Annotated in this window: 15 protein-coding genes and 3 pseudogenes; 8 read left to right on the top strand and 10 right to left on the bottom strand. The window is 58.0% G+C overall.

The window, feature by feature from the left end; translation table 11 throughout:
• Positions 1–234 precede the first annotated feature (234 nt).
• Together LJU29_RS13500 and LJU29_RS13495 are read right to left on the bottom strand one after the other, a co-directional pair.
• On the bottom strand, positions 235–534 hold the full coding sequence (locus LJU29_RS13500) for a protealysin inhibitor emfourin (RefSeq protein WP_002553232.1): 300 nt from the start codon (positions 532–534) through the stop codon (positions 235–237).
• Positions 535–555: 21 nt separating this feature from the next.
• On the bottom strand, positions 556–1,626 hold the full coding sequence (locus tag LJU29_RS13495; RefSeq protein WP_257112656.1) for a M4 family metallopeptidase: 1,071 nt from the start codon (positions 1,624–1,626) through the stop codon (positions 556–558).
• Positions 1,627–1,893: 267 nt separating this feature from the next.
• On the opposite strand from LJU29_RS13495, the pseudogene LJU29_RS13490 reads away from it, so the two are divergent.
• Positions 1,894–2,250: pseudogene (locus LJU29_RS13490) on the top strand (hypothetical protein).
• A gap of 88 nt (positions 2,251–2,338) precedes the next feature.
• On the opposite strand, the gene LJU29_RS13485 reads toward LJU29_RS13490, so the two are convergent.
• Positions 2,339–2,656, bottom strand: coding sequence for an ElaB/YgaM/YqjD family protein (locus tag LJU29_RS13485; protein ID WP_002553234.1), 318 nt, complete (start codon positions 2,654–2,656; stop codon positions 2,339–2,341).
• A gap of 153 nt (positions 2,657–2,809) precedes the next feature.
• On the opposite strand from LJU29_RS13485, the gene LJU29_RS13480 reads away from it, so the two are divergent.
• The 3 genes from LJU29_RS13480 to LJU29_RS13470 all read left to right on the top strand — a co-directional run bounded on the left by LJU29_RS13480 (position 2,810) and on the right by LJU29_RS13470 (position 5,240).
• Positions 2,810–3,064, top strand: a complete 255-nt coding sequence (locus LJU29_RS13480) for a hypothetical protein (RefSeq protein ID WP_002553235.1) — start codon at positions 2,810–2,812, stop codon at positions 3,062–3,064.
• Positions 3,065–3,205: 141 nt separating this feature from the next.
• Complete coding sequence (locus tag LJU29_RS13475; protein WP_257112655.1) at positions 3,206–4,567, top strand: MATE family efflux transporter; 1,362 nt, start codon at positions 3,206–3,208, stop codon at positions 4,565–4,567.
• A gap of 22 nt (positions 4,568–4,589) precedes the next feature.
• Positions 4,590–5,240 (top strand): TetR/AcrR family transcriptional regulator, encoded by a 651-nt coding sequence (locus LJU29_RS13470; RefSeq protein ID WP_057423467.1) that lies wholly within the window; start codon positions 4,590–4,592, stop codon positions 5,238–5,240.
• Positions 5,241–5,256: 16 nt separating this feature from the next.
• Here the strand turns inward: LJU29_RS13470 and LJU29_RS13465 are convergent, their stop codons facing one another.
• Both LJU29_RS13465 and LJU29_RS13460 read right to left on the bottom strand, forming a co-directional pair.
• Positions 5,257–8,010, bottom strand: a complete 2,754-nt coding sequence (locus LJU29_RS13465; protein ID WP_257112653.1) for a beta-glucosidase — start codon at positions 8,008–8,010, stop codon at positions 5,257–5,259.
• Positions 8,007–8,249, bottom strand: coding sequence for a hypothetical protein (locus LJU29_RS13460; RefSeq protein ID WP_005756590.1), 243 nt, complete (start codon positions 8,247–8,249; stop codon positions 8,007–8,009). The genes LJU29_RS13465 and LJU29_RS13460 overlap by 4 nt, the downstream gene beginning before the upstream one ends.
• A 552-nt stretch (positions 8,250–8,801) precedes the next feature.
• Here LJU29_RS13460 and LJU29_RS29320 point away from each other — a divergent pair.
• Positions 8,802–9,119, top strand: a pseudogene (locus LJU29_RS29320) (hypothetical protein); the annotation flags it as partial.
• Between the two features lie 37 nt (positions 9,120–9,156).
• Here LJU29_RS29320 and LJU29_RS13455 read toward each other — a convergent pair.
• Positions 9,157–9,975, bottom strand: a pseudogene (locus tag LJU29_RS13455) (glycoside hydrolase family protein).
• 189 nt (positions 9,976–10,164) lie between these two features.
• Positions 10,165–10,644 (bottom strand): LEA/WHy family protein, encoded by a 480-nt coding sequence (locus tag LJU29_RS13450; protein WP_044345140.1) that lies wholly within the window; start codon positions 10,642–10,644, stop codon positions 10,165–10,167.
• A 174-nt stretch (positions 10,645–10,818) separates the two neighbouring features.
• On the opposite strand from LJU29_RS13450, the gene LJU29_RS13445 reads away from it, so the two are divergent.
• Both LJU29_RS13445 and LJU29_RS13440 read left to right on the top strand, forming a co-directional pair.
• Positions 10,819–12,027 (top strand): acetyl-CoA C-acyltransferase, encoded by a 1,209-nt coding sequence (locus LJU29_RS13445; RefSeq protein ID WP_257112652.1) that lies wholly within the window; start codon positions 10,819–10,821, stop codon positions 12,025–12,027.
• A 91-nt stretch (positions 12,028–12,118) separates the two neighbouring features.
• Entirely contained in the window at positions 12,119–12,892 is a 774-nt protein-coding gene (locus LJU29_RS13440) for an enoyl-CoA hydratase (RefSeq protein ID WP_257112651.1), read from the top strand.
• On the opposite strand, the gene LJU29_RS13435 is transcribed toward LJU29_RS13440, so the two are convergent.
• Positions 12,832–14,472: a type VI secretion system Vgr family protein gene (locus tag LJU29_RS13435; protein WP_054995746.1), complete on the bottom strand. Its 1,641-nt coding sequence runs from the start codon at positions 14,470–14,472 to the stop codon at positions 12,832–12,834. The genes LJU29_RS13440 and LJU29_RS13435 overlap by 61 nt on opposite strands.
• Positions 14,473–14,797: 325 nt before the next feature.
• On the opposite strand from LJU29_RS13435, the gene LJU29_RS13430 reads away from it, so the two are divergent.
• Entirely contained in the window at positions 14,798–15,502 is a 705-nt protein-coding gene (locus tag LJU29_RS13430) for a YebC/PmpR family DNA-binding transcriptional regulator (protein ID WP_002553245.1), read from the top strand.
• 20 nt (positions 15,503–15,522) lie between these two features.
• Here the strand turns inward: LJU29_RS13430 and LJU29_RS13425 are convergent, their stop codons facing one another.
• Positions 15,523–16,827 carry a leucine-rich repeat-containing protein kinase family protein gene (locus LJU29_RS13425; RefSeq protein WP_057423595.1) on the bottom strand — a complete coding sequence of 435 codons (1,305 nt, stop codon included), beginning with the start codon at positions 16,825–16,827 and terminating at the stop codon, positions 15,523–15,525.
• Between the two features lie 79 nt (positions 16,828–16,906).
• Positions 16,907–17,452, bottom strand: coding sequence for a TetR/AcrR family transcriptional regulator (locus tag LJU29_RS13420; protein ID WP_002553247.1), 546 nt, complete (start codon positions 17,450–17,452; stop codon positions 16,907–16,909).
• Positions 17,453–17,557: the final 105 nt, after the last annotated feature.

Here is a 17,557-nt window from a genome sequence, read left to right as displayed (position 1 = left end):
ACGAAAAGATACCTCGTTAATGGCAGTGTGAAGCGTTTTTTTTTGTACAGTCCATGCCAACGTATTGGTACACGTCATTGACCGCGATAGCGGTGGGTGGTTCACATGTCATAGCGCCATTATTCCATGCGGGAGCACATGCAGGAATAAGGGTGGAGAATATGTCAGCAACCGATGCCTTTTACAGTCATCTGCAAGGCACCGGTCGCCGTATTGTTTTCAAACAGGCCTGTCCTAGAGCTTGCCGGGCTTTACGCGTTGCTTGAGGAACCCTAGCAACTGGCGGGCGGACGCTGGCACGTTGTGTTCGTCAAACGTGAGGCAGATTTCTCTGGCCTCATCCTCAATGGTGATCTCGTACTGATTCAGATCCCGCGCCTGATCATTGAACGCGCTGCTGGACTGATTCAGGCCGCTGTCACTGACCAGCCGCTGCAGTTGCTCGGCTTCCGGCTGCTCAAGGGTGGACGTATCGACTTCACAGCGTTTGACGGCACCCGCAAAGCCGCCGGATTGCACTAGACAGACTTTCATTTCAAGCACCTTTGTGTTCGGCTAAACCTTGACCCCGACTTCCTTCCAGGCCGCTTGTACGGCTTTTTTGGCTTTAGGGCCGAAGCGTGAATCCGAGGCGATTTTTATGCTGGCTCTGGCGCAGTCGACAAACTGACTGTCAGAGGCCAGCTCCAGCATCGTTTCATACCAGATTCTGCCCGCTACTTCCCAGGCATTTCCGCCCAACGCCTTGGCGACCAGCACGAACGCCCGATTGGGGATGCCCGAATTGATGTGTACGCCGCCGCGGTCCTTGGCGCCAGTGTACAGATCGGCCATCGTTGACGGTTGCGGATCATCGCCCAGGTCCGGATCGTTGGAATAGGCGGTGCCCGGTTTTTCCATATCGCGAATACCCCGTCGCGTAGGAGCGGGCACTAGCAATTCCTTGTCGACTACCCAGTCCGACTCGGCGGCGCTGGTGCCCTGTTTCCATTGACGCACCAGCATGCCGAAGACATCGGCGAAATGCTCGTTGAGGGCTCCGGACTGCCCGCGGTAATCCAGATTCGAGGTGAAACTCTGCACACCGTGGGTCAGTTCATGGCCTATCACTTCCAGGCTGCCGGTGAAGCGCTTGAAGACCAGATCGTCGCCGTCGCCATACGCCATCTGGCTACCATTCCAGTAGGCGTTACTCAGCGGTACGTGGTCGCCATTGAAGTCCACCTCGGCGACGTGCACCGTAGACACCAGCGACATGCCACTGTCGTCCAGCGAATTACGCTCGAACAGTTCTGCGTAGAAATCGTAGACATCGCCGGAACCGTCGTAGGCTTCATCGGTTGCCTTGTCACCAGTCGGGGCCTGGCCTTCCTTGCGAGCCTCAGTGCCGGGAAGATCGTCGGTTCCCTTGGCATCGTGAATCACGCGGTGCTTTCGACCGTCAGGCGATTTGATCGCGTGCATGGAGGGCATGGTTCGGGCTGAAAGTCGTGATGCCAGGAACGCCGAGCTGCTCGTCAGGTTGGCAATGGCCCGGGCGCTGACCAGAGTCTTGGGGGATTGCGCCATACGCTCGAGCATATAAGGCGGAATGAAGCAATGCAGGGGGTTACGGTCGTCGCACATGATGAACTCCTGTTCTAATGCACCAACGGCGGCAAGCCATCGGTCAACATGGTCGCAGGCGTTTGACACTTCATGTTGCGTTTATATGCAAAGAAATATCTGATCACATGACCAGTGATCGCAAAAAATATAACTGATTGTTGCGAGAACAGCGCATGGCCAGTGCCCAAAGCCCTTTGGCCGGGCATGCGACACCTCGACACAGTCCATCAACGGGCGTTGCGGGAATGTTAGACTCGCGCCACTTCAGACGAGGAGCAGACCTACGTGCGCAAGACGGTAATGATGATAGTGGTGCTGGCTCTGGCCGGATGCGATGCAGGCAGCTCGAGTGCGCCCGCCAGGGAAAAAGCCTAGGATGCGGTGGTTACTGCTCCGGTCTCCACGCCACAGTGGTTCATTCAGATGAATTCGCGCGAAGCGGTGAGCGATACCAGTGCCTGGCTGCTGGAACGCAGTTATGCCCCGGTCATCGTGGATATCGACGGTAAACAGCAATTATTGATCGGACCTTATGACAGCCAGGCCCAAGCCGAGGAACAGCGCGTGTTGTTGCAGGCCAAAGTGAGCAAATCCCACCGGTTTGCCGAGCCGTCGGTGGTACAGCACGCCCGCTTAAGGTAATTCATCAGACCTACACCATCGTTACAACAGCATCAAGCATTGCGGGCCCGTACCCAGGCCCGCGATGCTTCTCATCAGCGGCTGTCGATCAACGACGACCCAGCAACAGGCCGACTACCAGGCCGAAGCCAGCAGAAATAGCCACGGTTTGCCACGGGTGACCACCGATGTAGGTTTCGGTCGCTTCAACAACTGGTTTGGTGCGGTCGCGCACGCTGGCCATCGAGTCCAGTGCCTGCTTCAGCTTGAGGCTCAGTTGTGCACGCAGCGTTTCAGCTTCTTCGCCGACCAGCGCAGCGCTTTCCTTGAGCAATTTGTCGGATTCTTCGATCAGTGCCTGCAGGTCACTGAATGCCTGATCCTTGATTTGATCGGCAGCTTGTTGAGCAGGGGTCTTACGAGCCATGGGTATCTTCCTTTCAAGTGATGGCAACAGTGATCAATGGAGTCTCGCGCATCCTGAAAAGTTGCAATTGCTTGAATGAGCCGACGCAAGACTCTGCAGGTAACGCCCCTTACGGGTGTAAGATGCAGTCGTTTTTAGCCGTAGGTGACTGTGATGAGTTTCAATCTGGCCAATCGGCCGCTCCCCGAACGTACCGCTCTTGAAGACGAGAAATCCCGTTTGTTCGACCTCTGGCAGAGCAATCTGGGCAAGGCCAAGAGTGAAGCTGCACGCTTGATGGGCGAGCGCGCGAAGCGCAAGGGCAAGTGGTCCGAATGGGTACGTTCCGAACTGGACACGATGAGCCCGCCGGAATACGCCAACATGGTTCGCAGTGAAGTGAATCGTCTGGTAGCGGCGAGCAAGTAGCCTGCGACAGCGGCCTTCGCATTTGGCGGTGATCGTTGCTCGTGCCAGCGTTGGCATGACGGTTACAAATTTCCGTTCCTCATGCCCCCCGCATGGGAATGCCTTGCATGCCGGGCTGATTCAGGCCTTTTGAGAACATTGATGGCCCAAGCCAGCGCAAGATTCACCCAGGGCAGCGTAGCGCGCCACATCGTCATCACCGCCAGTACCAGTGCCTTGAGCCTGTTTGCGATTTTTCTTGTCGACATACTGACGCTGGTCTATGTCTCGATGTTGCATGACCCTGTGCTTCTGGCTGCGGTCGGCATCGCCAAGGTGCTGATTTTTTTCAACAGCGCGCTGGTGACCGGTGTGATCATCGCTGCGACTTCGGTGTTGTCGGAGCGCATCGGCCATCGCGCGGTCAAGTCCATACCTCGACTGACCGGCAGCCTCATGCTGATGGTGGTCATGGTCGCCGGTCTGGCGTCTGCCGCACAGTTGGCGCTGGTGGTGCCGATTACCCACTGGCTATGGGCCGAGGCGGCCACTTACGAGGCGGCGCGCAGTTTCATCTGGCTGACACTGCCTTTTACCGTGCTACAGGCCGTGATGCAGATGTCGGCGCAGATGCTCAGAACCACCGGTGATAACCGTCGGGCGCTGGCAGTGGTGCTCTCAGCGGCAGCCACGCTGGCGGTCGCAGACCCGCTGTTTATCTTTGTGCTGGACCTGGGGCTGAACGGCGCAGGCATCGCCTTTGCCATATCGGCAGCGGTGTCCGCGTCCATCGGGCTGTATTGGGTGCGCAGCCGCATAGGGATGGTTTTCACGCGCAATCTGAAACTGCTGCGCCTGCATGCCGTGCGTACCTTCAGGCTTGCGCTTCCTGCCATGGCGGCGAATCTGGCGACGCCGGTCGGTTTGGCTTATCTTGTCGCCTCGCTTTCGGCATTCGGCACCTCCGCCCTGGCCGCCATGGCGGTGCTGGATCGGGTCCTGCAGTTTTCGTATTGCGCCTTTTTTGCTTTGCCTGGCGCGCTGGCCCCGGTGCTTGGCCAGAATATTGGTGCGAACCGCGACGATCGCGTGCGCTCTGCGGTCATCTTTACTCGACGGCTGGTGGTCTGTTACGGGCTGGCAGTCTGGTTGATGCTGGTGCTGTGTGGCGGCATGATTGCCGATCTCTACCAGCTGGGAGCCGAGGCCCGCGCTGTGTTCATGGCCTTTTGCTTGTGGGGCGGCGGTCTCTGGGTTTTGATTGGTCTGGATTTCGTCGCCATCGCCGTATTCATGACCATGAACAAATCATGGTGGGTAGCGGTGTTTGCCTGGCTCAGGGCAACGGCGGGTACCGTGCCCTTCGTGTTCGCCGGCATTCACTGGTTTGGCAGCAGCGGTGCGTTGCCTGGCATGTTTACCGGTAATGCGATCATTGCGCTGATCTCCATCACCACGGCTTCACTGACAGCGAAGCGGTTTTTCACCAGCAGGACCCCGGTTTCCAGCATCGGGGTACATTGAATCAAGGCGTTATCAGGTTTTTATGGTTATCGAAGAATCAGGGAATGAATCCGAAGAAACAGCTGCGCCCAAGCGCCGTCGTGCGCCCAAGGGCGACATGCGCAGAAAGGCTTTGCTGGATGCCGCCACGGTTGTTTTCGCCAGGGACGGCTATTCGAGCGCATCAATGCGCGAGGTTGCATTGCTTGCCGGCATCACCACCGTCGGCTTGCTGCACCATTTCCCCAACAAGGAAGCCTTACTCGCTGCGTTGCTGGAGCGCAGGGATCAGCGGGTTACGTCACGCTTCCAGGATCTGGTGACCGAACCGACGCTTGAAGGGTTTCTGAAATTTCTGAAACTGAGCATGAGCTTCAGTATCGAGAATGCTGACGAGTGTCAGGCGGCACTGCTGATGAATACCGAGAGCCTGTCGAAGTCGCACCCTGCGTGGACATGGCACCGCGAGCGATTCCAGCTGACCCATGAGCATGCACGCGGCCATTTGCACGCGTTGATAGAGGCGGGGGAGGTGCGTGCCGACATCAATGTCAAAGCCCTGGCCCAGGAAATCTTCTCGGTCATGGACGGTTTGCAGATTCAGTGGCTGAGAAGCCCGCAAGACGTCGATGTCATGGCGGTTTTCGATATCTACGTGCAGCGTCTGGGCAGGGACGTCAAGGCTCATCCCTGAGCCTTGACGGGGTGCATCAGTAAGTCTGTGCCGCGCTGACCTGTACTGCCTTGCGCAGTGGCAGTGGCAGCGGGTTGCTGTCACGAGTGGTCAGTTTTTCCGGGTACAGGGTGATCAGCGTCCTGTTGAGGGTCAGGTTCTCCGAGTCTGCCCCCACGAGAATCTTGAACTTCCCGGCGTCCACGTCCCAGCTTGCCGTCTTGTCGACGTAGTAGGCCAGGGAGCGGGAGTCTATCGGTACGCTGACAGTCTTGCTCTCGCCGGGCTGCAGGTACACCTTGGTGAAGCCCTTGAGCTCTTTCTCCGGACGGTCCACCGCAGGTTTGACCGGCTGCACATACAGCTGTGCCACTTCGAAGCCTGCCTTGTCACCGGTGTTGGTCACGGTGAATTTAACGTCGATTGTCGAGCCTGGCGTCAGCACGTTGGTCGACAGTTTCAGGTCGCTGTAGCTGAACGTGGTGTAGGACAGGCCATAACCGAACGGGTAGAGCGGCTTGGCGTGTTTCTTGTCATAGCCGCGATAACCCATGTACAGGCCTTCGCTGTAGGTCATTTCGGTCAGCGGGTTGTTGCCGCGATAGGCCGCCGGGTCCGGATAGGAAGCATAGCTTGGGTTATCCTCGATTTTCTTGTCGATCGTGACCGGCAGCTTGCCCGACGGGTTGACCTTGCCATAGAGGATCTCGGCCAGCGCCTGACCGCCTTGCTGGCCCGGGAACCAGGCTTGCAGCGTAGCGCCCACCTTGTTTGCCCAAGGCTGCATGTTGGCCACGCCGCCGCCGTGCATGACGACGATGGTGTTGGGGTTGGCCTTGGCAACGAAGCTGATCAGCTCAGCCTGTTGATCGGGCAGATCGAAACCGTGGTCAGAGCCTTCGCCTTCGTTCTCGGACGTGTTCCCTGTAGCAACCACGACTGCATCGTATTTCGACAGGTCTTTTGGCGGACGCAACGACGCCCAGCTCATCTGCACGCCCGTCAGGCTACCCAGCACAGGGATAAAGTTGCCTTGTACACGCTGGTATTCCAGCTTCACGCTGTAGGTCTTGCCAGCCGACAATGCTGCGGTTTTCCCCGACGTTGTCAGCGCGTTCACTACGTCACCGGAGTAAGGCACGCCATCGCTCTGCAGAACGAGTTCATCGTTGACCCACAGTTTGTAAGGGCCGTCTGCTCGCACCTTGAACACCTTGAACACCTTGAACACCTTGAACACCTGAGCGCCCGAGACGGTTGGTTTGATGGTGGTGGTAAACCGCGCCGAGAATGCCCCGGGTGACGGGCTGAAGCCAGACACCGCAGTACTGCCTGCGTTGGTGACGTTGCTGCCGGTGGTCCAGTTCAGGTTCAAGCCTGGTTCCACGCGCGTCAGCACCGGGTCGCCGGAAAAGGTGGTGTTGGAGAAGTACTCGGCTTTTACCCCGGCGTTGCTGATTCCGTTGTCGCCGGTTGCTGGCTGATACCACACCGAACTGGCCGGATTCAGGCTCATTTCCGAAAGGTAGGTGACATCGGAGCTGCTGGACGCCAGTTGCTGCAGGCCGCTCAGCTCGGTTACATAGCTGTTGGGCGGCGAGTTCGCAGTGCCAAAAGGAGATGCAGGGACATCGTGGGCCCAGTTGCCAATCACAGCGATTTTCGCCGAGCGCGCCAGCGGCAGCAACGGTTTGCCCGCAGCGGTGTTTTCGTTGCGCAGTAATACGATGGATTCGCGCGCGGTATTCAGCGCAGCACGCATGCCGTACTCGGGATGCTCCAGGGTCTTGGCGGTGTTGAGGTTTTCCTGGAGGTCGTAGCTGACGATGGCGCGCAGATTACGTTTGACCTTGTCGTCGATCACGTTCTGGGTCAGTTGCCCGCTCCACAGGTAAGGCAGCAGTTTGGCTTCGGTAAACTGCAGGCCGGATGGCATGTCGATGTCAGTACCGGCCCATGCGCCCTTGAACGCATCGTGAATGGCGTTGAAATCACTGATGACCATGCCCTGATAGCCCCATTCACCCTTGAGCACTTCAGTGATCAGGTGATGGTTTTCACAGGCATAGTCGCCGTTGACCTTGTTGAAACCGCACATGATCGAGGCGACATTGGCGTTCTTCACCATCGACTCGAAGCCCGGCAGGTACAGTTCACGCAGGGTGCGCTCATCGACCTTGATGTCGACTGCCTGACGATTGGCTTCCTGCTCGTTGGCCAGGTAGTGCTTGCCGCTGGCCTGGATACCCTGGGCCTGAATGCCGTTGACAATGGCCGGTGCCAGTACCGCGCCGAGGAACGGGTCCTCACCGCTGACATATTCTGCCGAACGACCGTTGTAGGGCGTGCGGTGCAGGTTGACGCCTGGCGACAGCATCTGCTGGCCGCCGGAAATCCGTGTCTCATAAGCGATGGCCAGGCCGAATTCCTTGGCCCGGTTGATGCTCCAGGTCGCTGCCAGCGCCGACTGCGAAGGGTACTGAGCACCGAACGTGGCATTGTTGACGTGTACGCCCATGGACGAGTCATACGCCACGGTGCCCTTGATGCCCCACTTGAGCAGGGAAGGGATCATGTGGCCGTCATCGACGCGAGTGAAGTTGATCTTTTCCGACTGGTTCATGTTGTCGAGAATCGAGCTGACGCGCGCTTCGACTGCGTTACCGGTCGCCGGGGTCACGGCGGCGAGCGCAAGGTTGGCCTGCATGACGCTGAACGTCAGCAGGCTCAGGCTCAGCGTCAAGGCAAGTGTCCTTCCGGTCGATGTGATCGGTTGATTGAGGTTGTTCATGGTCGTTGTGCCTGGGCAGGGGCGTCGTCGGTGTCCACTGGCGCTTCGAGCAGGGACGACGAACTCTGTTGTTGAGCCGGGTTGATCTTGTCAGCGCCTGATAACTGGTCGCGCTTGGCTTCCACCTGCGTCCGGATCTGTTGATCGGACACAGCGGCATTTGTGCTGGAAGTTGAGTCCGCTGACAGTGCGCAGACACTGTGCGCGCACAAAAGTACTGCACTGAAAACAGACAGCATGGTTCTAGTCATCGATTGCATCTCGATTAATGGTTTGCAGGAGAAAAACAGACGGCTGTCGCAATGACACATCGCTTGGCTGAACAGTAAGTCCAACGCGACAGTAAAAAGTTCACCGGTAGATAAAGTATTACTAACCTTATTTTTATTAAATGATGTCAATTGGCTTTCATTAGGTTTTTCCTGACGAAAACAATTGGGGTGATGATTTTTACAGGTTTAAATAGCTATTTTCGCTATTAAATTGGTTTTAATTGTTAAAAAATTTGTATTTTTTAGGTTTTAATTGCTTTTTAGTAAACCTAATTGTCGTTAGGTTTAGTGGTCTGGTAAGCTTTGCATTCTGACGCTTTTACGTGCGTTAAACACAAGCGACTAATAGTCTATTCAGGGCGGTTCTATAAAATATTGATGGGCTCAATGATTGTTTTTGAATGCGCTTCAATAAATAGAGTGTTCTAAAAAGTGCGCAAAAATTGACGCTTTGTGAACGGCTTTATTTAAGGTTGAGCGTGTGTTGTGCAGGTCGGGAAGAACGGTATCGGGTGTCCACTGTTTTGCGCGTCAGGCGTCATTAAGTTAAAGGCAAATGCGGTGAGTTACGAATGTCCACGCGTTGACCTCGCGATCTTGAGCATCGTCAAGCGATTGTGCTTGAGCAAACCCCAAAAGCTTACGTTTGGTCAGATCTACCGGGAGCTGGTGCGCGCGTACGCCCGTGTCCCGGCCATCCACGTTTGTGTGGGAGCGGTCGACACGCTGGTCAGGGAGGGGCTTCTGATCTCCGCAAGAGTCCTGGAGCCCGATCAGTCATTTCCTTATACCCAGCACATCATCAGTGGCCTGACCGAGATTGGCGCAGCCTCGCTTGCCAGCTGTGAAGACCCTGTGGTCACTCAACGCAGTGTCACTCGTTATACGGCAACGAGAGGTAGTATTGGCCCAGTTCGGTCAGCTTACCCTCATTGTTCAACAGGCTGGAAAAGTGCGGGTCCGGGTTCATCCGGCCAGTGAACCAGGCGTACCTGAACACGTCCGTGCGCTGCTCAAGCGTGGCGACCATCTCGGCCATCTGCTGCTTCTGCTTTTCGACCGTATCAATCTGCGCACCGTCATCCAGGGCGTGCCAATTGGCGAACTCGGTGACCCAGAAGGGTTTTCCGTACTTCGACAGCCGATCGAGCATTCCTGGCAAACCATAGTCGTACCAGTGAAAAGCCAGGTAATCGATGCGCGGGTCGCGATTTTGATTCATCGATCGATAGGCTGTGTAGAAGGCATCAAGCCATAACACCGGGTCGCCGTAGCCCGGCATGGTTCCCCAGTTCATCGCTGGCCCCACCAGTTTTACGCCGGTCTGGGCAGCGATCTGTTCCAGCCTCGGCCAGAAGCTGGCCGCCGCTTCGGGCGTCATGTTGGCTTGGTCGAGCAGATTCGGCTCATTGATCACCAGCAAATAGCGTATGGCGGGATGGGCCAGCAGGTATTGCTTCAATTGACCGTCGTCAACGTTGCCGTTCCATACCATCGGGATGAAATCCACACCGTACATTGAGGCGTAGTCGTAGGACGCCAGGCGGTCGTGGGGCTTGGGGCTCCAGTTGTACCACCAGCTCACGCCCGAAGATAACGCACTCAGGTCGGCGGGCAGGGCGATGTCCTAGGCAATGCCGCGCTTGGCGCTTTTTTCTGCAGCCCATGTCGGTGCCATGCACAGGCTGAGCATCAGCGTCACAAGAGCCAGAAAGGTCGGGAAAAAACGTGCTGACGGGTTCTGCGGGGTCATTGGCAAATCTTCCTTGAGGGTGGGGATGCATGGAGCATGCTCAGCAGTCAGCCAGCAGAAAGCATGCCACCTGTATCGCCCCGTTTACGCTGCCAAACCCTGACAGGCATTACTACCCGTAATGACTGGTTACCAAGGATCTCCCTCTGCCTGGCGCAAATCCAGCGTGCCGCTGTCACTGAAGCGCATCGTACCGAGCAAGCCGCCAGCCAGCTTGCCGCGAAGTGTATAGGGCAGATTGTCCAAACGCTGGCTCTGACTAAGCCCCAGTGCCTGGCGCAAGGCGGCGAACGCCGACACGCTGACCGGCACCACCAGCAACGCCTCGGAGAAGCGTCCTACGGTGCCTTTCTGGTTGCTCACACCAGAGGCGAGCAGCTTACCGTTCACGTCCAGATCCAGCGCCACACCGGTGTAGTTGATCTCGGTTTCGTTCGGGTTCTGCACCCGCAATGTGACCGCCATGCGCAGTTCAAGTCCCTGCCCGGGAACGGGTTCGATACCGACGACGTTGATCGTCAGCGGGTCTCGATGGGGGATGAGTGCACACGCGCTCAAACCAAGGATAAGCAGGCCTGAGAGCAGGGCGCGGATCGGGCGTAGCGACATTCGTGTGCTCCAGCGTCGGGTTCAGTCATCTTCAGACCTCGTCTGCCATGAGAGATTCGTCCTGTCGGGCGCAATGCCGGGATACCCGCTAATCTGCCTGTTTCAACCATTGCGTCCGCAAGGCAGCAGGTTGATGATTCGACCGATCCTATAAAAACAAGACTGGAGATAATCATGTCCATCGAAAGGACACCCCTTCATCAAGACCCTGTGGTCATTGTCAGCGCTGCGCGCACGCCCATGGGCGGTTTTCAGGGTGATCTGCAGAGCCTGAGTGCCACAGAACTGGGTTCGATCGCCATCCGCGCGGCCGTTGAGCGGGCAGGCATTGAAAGTGCAGACGTGCAGCATGTGCTGTTTGGTTGCGTGCTGCCGGCGGGCCTCGGTCAAGCGCCCGCCCGACAAGCTGCACTGGGGGCCGGGCTAGGCAATGCGACGCTGTGCAGCACGGTCAACAAGATGTGCGGTTCCGGTATGCAGACCGCAATCATGGCCCATGACCTGTTGATGGCAGACAGCACGGCGGTGGTAGTGGCTGGTGGGATGGAGAGCATGTCCAATGCACCTTACCTGCTGGATCGCGCTCGCAATGGCTACCGCATGGGGCACGGCAAGGTGCTGGACCATATGTTTCTGGATGGCCTTGAGGATGCCTATGAGCCGGGTCGGCTGATGGGTACCTTCGCCGAAGACTGCGCCGGGTCGAACGGTTTCAGTCGCGAGGCGCAGGATGCGTTCGCTCTGGCGTCACTGGCCCGCGCGCAGGAGGCCATCGCCGACGGTCATTTCGACGCAGAAATCGTGCCGGTGCAGGTCACCGTGGGTAAAGAGTCCAGGCAGATCATTCACGATGAACAACCGCCCAAGGCGCGTCCGGACAAGATCCCGACGCTCAAACCCGCCTTTCGCGAGGGCGGCACGGTTACGGCAGCCAACTCCAGCTCAATCTCCGATGGCGCCGCAGCACTGCTGTTGATGCGTCAGTCCGAGGCGCAGCGGCGAGGGTTGCGGCCCTTGGCGGTGTTTTACGCACATGCGGCATTTGCTGATCAGCCGGGCCTGTTTCCAACCGCACCGATAGGCGCCATTCAGCGTCTGCTGAGCAAGACAGACTGGGCGCTGGACGACGTCGATCTGTTCGAGATCAACGAAGCGTTTGCAGTCGTGCCGCTGGTAGCGATGAGTGAACTGGGCCTTGCGCACGAGAAGGTCAATGTCAACGGTGGGGCGTGCGCGCTGGGTCATCCGATAGGCGCTTCGGGCGCGCGGATCATTGTGACGCTGTTGGCGGCTTTGCAGCGCAGGCAGCTCAAGCGCGGGGTGGCGGCGATTTGCATCGGTGGCGGAGAGGCCACCGCTGTCGCCATTGAAATCATCGATTAGATAATTTATTCAAAGACTTACGGTTTTTTGCGAATGTAGATTCTAGGCTTTATGCCTGTGCATGGTTATTAATTTAAAAGGATAGTTATCAATGTCTTACGAGACAATTCTAAGTGAGATTATAGGTAAGGTTGGCGTGATTACGCTTAACCGTCCCAAGGCACTTAATGCATTGAATGCTCAATTGATTGACGAGTTGAACCACGCACTCGACCAGTGCGAAGCAGACAGTGCCATCGGCTGCATCGTGCTGACCGGTTCGGAAAAAGCCTTTGCGGCCGGTGCCGATATCAAGGAAATGGTCGACCTGTCCTACCCACAAATCTACCTCGACGACCTGTTTCGCGAAAGTGATCGGGTGGCCGCGCGGCGCAAACCCATCGTGGCGGCAGTGGCCGGTTTTGCGTTGGGTGGCGGTTGTGAGCTGGCGTTGATGTGCGATTTTATTCTGGCGGCTGAAAACGCCAGGTTCGGGCAGCCGGAGATCAATCTCGGTGTGTTGCCGGGCATGGGCGGGACGCAGCGTCTGACCCGCGCTGTCGGCAAGGCCAAAGCCATGGAAATGTGCCTGACTGGTCGCCTGATCGATGCTCACGAAGCCGAACGTGCCGGGCTGGTTGCGCGGGTTTTGCCGCTTGAGCAGTTGCTGCCTGAAGCCCTCGCGGTAGCGGCGGTGATCGCCGGCAAATCCCTGCCGGTGGCGATGATGGTCAAGGAGAGCGTCAACCGCGCGTTCGAGGTCAGTCTGGCCGAAGGCATCCGGTTCGAGCGCCGGGTGTTTCACGCAGCCTTCGCCAGTCACGATCAGAAGGAGGGCATGAACGCGTTCATCGACAAGCGCCAGCCGGATTTCAAGGACTGCTGATCTACGCGACCCAGAATCAGGATGTGCTGTGCATCAATGTGCAGCTCTGCCGTCTGCCCGCGAACAATCAACTCGCTGTCTGTTGTAATGCGCAAGTGCTCGCCGCTCGCAAGACGAATGCAATCGGCTGGTTCTGCAGACAGGTCGCCGTGCCACAGACTGTCTTGCGACGCGTGTTCAGCTGGTGACAGGGCTGCGCAGATGACCGGGCGCTCGGGATTATTGTCCAGGTAACGGACCAGTACGCGTGAGCCAGGTAGCAAGTGATGAATCTCGCGGCAGGCGACCAGCGCCATCGGCCAGCGCTGGTTGGGTCGGTCTGCGTGGTGTTGTGCTTGCCAGTCGAAACGAACCGGTCGATAACCGGGCTGTTCTGCGTACGTGGCGTTGTCTTGCAGCGTGGCTATATGATCGCCCGTGGCGGCCGGCCGAGGATGTCTGACTGAAGGGCGAAACGGCATCGCCCAGGGGATGGCCTTGAAACGGTTGCCATAGCCATTGCCTGACAGCTGTGCGGCCGCAGGTGACGAGCGCTGCTCGTCGGCGAGTATGCGCAGGATTACCAGGGCATCTTTGGCGGCGGCCCCTCTCAGCACCTGTAATTGCCGACCTGCGTGAAGCACTTCGGTCAGCAGCCATTGATCATTAAGCAATGGCTCCGGGTGATCAAGCACCTGAATGACTTCGCCACTGCGCAAGCCAGGGCGGTTGCTGTGCCCGCTGACCTCGCGCCGTTCGCAGCGCAGGCGTTCCAGCTCGCGCATACCGCGCTGGCGACTCAGCGCCTCTTCCCGGTTGATTGCGCCACGAACGTCTGGCGGTTGAAATGCATGATTGGCTGCGGGTGTTCTGGCGTTCTCGTCGTGCTTTGACGAGCGGGGCTGCGTCTGTTTCAGGTCTCGGACTAGTTGTCGCGAAGCGCTTGGAAGCGTCAGTACTTCTGCCATGTGCAAGAGCGTCCCGGTCGATGTGCCTGACTGTTCCTGACGCTTGAAGCGAAAGGGTACCGGCTGTGCCGGAAAGCTTGCAGAGTCATCCGAGAACACCAGTCGATGGCCGCTCTGACGATGTTCGAAACGGAAATGAATGCCTTCTTCCTCGCACAGGCGTTGCAGCAGGTGCAGATCGCTTTCGTCGTACTGGATATGCAGCGGTCTTGCCGGGTAAAGACCGTTCATGTGCTCGAACCGGTAAGCGTTTGCTCCAATGCCGTGTATTTCAAGCAACTGAGCGATCAGCTTAGGAGGCGCAATATCCTGATAGATGCGTCGGCGCCGATGGGCGGCAAGCTTGCCAAGGCTGGGCATCAGGATCAGGTGATAAAGGCTCACACGAACCCCGCTGTGGATTCGGGCCGCATGGCAGATCTGGCCATGCACGCCGCTGCGACGCTCACCGAACCTCAAAAACGCTTCTCGGTGCAGCAGGCTGCGCACATCCAGAAGAGGGTCGCCGATCAGCCAGATATCGAAGCGATACGCTTCATTGAGAGCATCACGGCCGGTGAAGCTGATGACATGCAGATCCGTCTGGCAGTCGGTAATCGCCAGTATGATTGGCATTTGCAGGTCCTTGCGCATCTGCGGGGCTCTCTACCTTCAAAATCAGGGTGCGCAGGTTACGGAATACCTTGGCCTAAAAGCATTGCTGCAAGGTTTTTCGGAAAAAGACTACAAGCAGTGATGGAAAGCGGATGATTGCCGTCGGCCCGATTGGCAGCCATCTTGGCGAGTCCGTTCGAGCAATGTGCGCGGCGGGGGTTTCATCTGCCGTGATCGCGTATAAAATGCGCCGCGCCGGACAGGGTATTTGCCGGTGACCCTTTTTCAGCGCCTTGCCAGCGCCGCGTTCTGTCAGTCGTGCAGGCGCAGGCGGCGAGGTGCCTAGCGAATCAAGAGAGCAGACATGGGCGCACAGTGGAAGGTCAAGCATAAAGAAGCGGCAGCCAATGCCAAGGGACGCACGTTTGGCAAGCTGTCCAAGGAGATCATGATCGCCGCACGCGCTGGCGCAGACCCGGACATGAACTCGCGTCTGCGGCTGGTAGTGGAACAGGCCAAAAAGGCCTCGATGCCGCGCGAAACCCTAGAGCGTGCCATCAAGAAAGGCGCAGGCCTGCTGGGCGAGAGCGTCAACTTCGAGCGTCTGACCTACGAAGGCTTTGCGCCGCATCGCGTACCGGTGATCGTCGAGTGCCTGACCGACAACATCAATCGTACGGTCTCGGAAATTCGTGTGCTGTTCCGCAAGGGCCAGTTGGGTGCTGCGGGCTCGGTTTCGTGGGACTTTTTGTATCAGGGTATGATCGAGGCTGTCCCTGCAGCAGCGGATGCCGACCCGGAGCTGGCGGCAATCGAAGCCGGTGCTCAGGATTTCGAGTCGGCTGAGGAGGGTGCTACGCTGTTCCTGACCGAATCCACAGACATGGATGCGGTCTGCAAGGCGCTCCCTGAATTTGGTTTCACCGTGCAGTCGGCGCAATTGGGTTATCGCCCGAAAAGCACCGTGGATGGTCTGACCGAGGAGCAGATGGCCGAAGTCGAAGCGTTTCTCGAAGCCATCGACAATCACGACGACGTGCAGAACGTGTACGTGGGTCTTGCAGGCTGATTACTGTGTAATGGAGCGCTTTACGCGCTCCATGCTTTTATCTGTAGAAGAATCTCCGCCAGTGACGGTCGTCGCTGGCAATCAGTCTGTACGCAACTCGCCTGAAGCGCCCTTAGCCCCTCGACGACGTTCTGGTTCTGCTCATCTGCATCGCAGCGCTCCAGCAATTCTCCCAGCAAGATACCGAATGCCCGTGTTTCGATGCGCTCCATCGCCTTTCCCTGTACCGCTGACGGGTGAAACGACGCCGCGCCGAAGTCGCTCAGCAGGCAGTTGCCATCTTCCTGCACAAGAATGTTGTGGCCATAAAGATCGCCATGCGTGATGCCGTTGGCATGCAGGTGCGCAGTGACCGACGCGATGCCGTCGGCGATACGTAACAGCACCGGCAGCGAAAAGCGTGTTTCGCGGGCATAGACATCGCGGGTGCAGGACTCCAGGCTCGGCGGCCCGGCAAGATTGCCGAAGTCGGGCGCTATCAGTTCCATGACCAGGCCACGCTGTTGATCGGGATGCCCGCTGATTTGCCCGAGCACCTCGATCAGGTTGGCGTGACGGCCAGCGGCGATGCAAGCGGCCATTTCATTGAGCGGTGAGCCATCGCTGGTGACACTGCCTTTGTACAGCTTGACAGCCGTCATTCGCTCATTGTTTGCGTGCTGCCAGAGCGCCTGCTGAATGATTCCGGAAGCGCCTTCGCCCAAGCGCTGACCGATGCTCAACTGATGCCACGGGATCTGACGGATCGGCTCGGCCTGGTGCTCGGCGCACAGTGGATTGTCGGCATAGGCAAGCCAGGCCAGGGCAGGCAGGCTCAGCAGCCAGTCCGGCAGCTCGGTCAGGCGATTGGCCGCAATGCGGATCAGCTCCAGGTTGTGGCAAGCAGCGAGGGTCGCGGGCAGCGCACGCAAGCGGTTGCCAGCGAGCATGAGCTTTTGCAGATCCGGGCGACGGCCCAGTTCATCAGGCAGGTACTCGATACAGTTATCGGTCAGTATCAGCCAGCGCAGGCGCGGCGGCAGTGCTGCGGCGCTTACCTGTTCAATGCGATTGGCCTTGAGGCCGACAATCTGCAGCTGCTGGCATTGGCCGATGCTTTCCGGCAGGTGCGTGAAGGCGTTGTCTGAAGCGAACAGCACGCGCAGCCGGGTAAGGCGACACAGGTCGTCAGGCAGCGAAGTCAACGAGTTGCCGCTGAGGTTCAATACTTCCAGGGTGTCCGCCAGGTCGAATACCTCGACCGGGAATTCGCTCAGGCCGCAGGAAAGGTCAAGCCGTTTGATACCTGCCAGCTTGCCGGCGCGTAGATCTGCGAGGGTGTGCATGAATAGGCTCGGTCATTGATATCGGACAAGGCGCGCATCATAACGGGAGTTTCAGCCACTGACTGCAGCAAGTGTTGCCTCAGCTCAGGCAGCGCTCGACCCATTGACGCACGCGTTCGGGCGTGGGGGCCGATTCGGAATACAGAATCCGGTAGATCATCGGCGCAACGATGGCATCAATCAGGTCATCGGCGGTCGGCGAGGCTTCGCCGCGAGCAGTCGCACGATCAATCATCACCTGCAATTGCTCACGGACCATTGCCGCGCACCTGCCGACACAGCCAGAGGTGCTGGCGACCACATCGCGCATCAGGGCTCGACCTGGAGTCGATGACATTTCGTCGAGATACATTTCGCTCCAGGTCAGCAGGTCCTGGTGCAGACTGCCTTGATCTATTGGCGCATCAGGGCGCAGATGCTCAATGGCGGCGTCTGCCAGCAAGGTGGTCAAGTCACCCCAGCGGCGATAAATGGTCGACGGCGTAACGCCCGCCCGGAGCGCGATCATTGGCACGCTGAGCGCCGAACGATCATGCTCCAGCAACAAGTCGCGGACCGCGCGGTGAATGGATTCCTGCACTCGGGCGCTGCGGCCTCCGGTGCGTACTGCTTCTTTGATAGCCATACGGCGGACCTTAACACAAAGTATTTGCTTTAAGCGCTCCTGCGTCGCACACTCCGCAAAAGCTAATTTATGGCTTTAACAGGTTGCATTGGCGGAGAGCGTATT

Source organism: Pseudomonas ficuserectae, assembly GCF_024584585.1.
Classification (GTDB): Bacteria; Pseudomonadota; Gammaproteobacteria; order Pseudomonadales; family Pseudomonadaceae; genus Aquipseudomonas; species Aquipseudomonas amygdali.
This window is presented reverse-complemented; position numbering and strand designations above follow the sequence as displayed.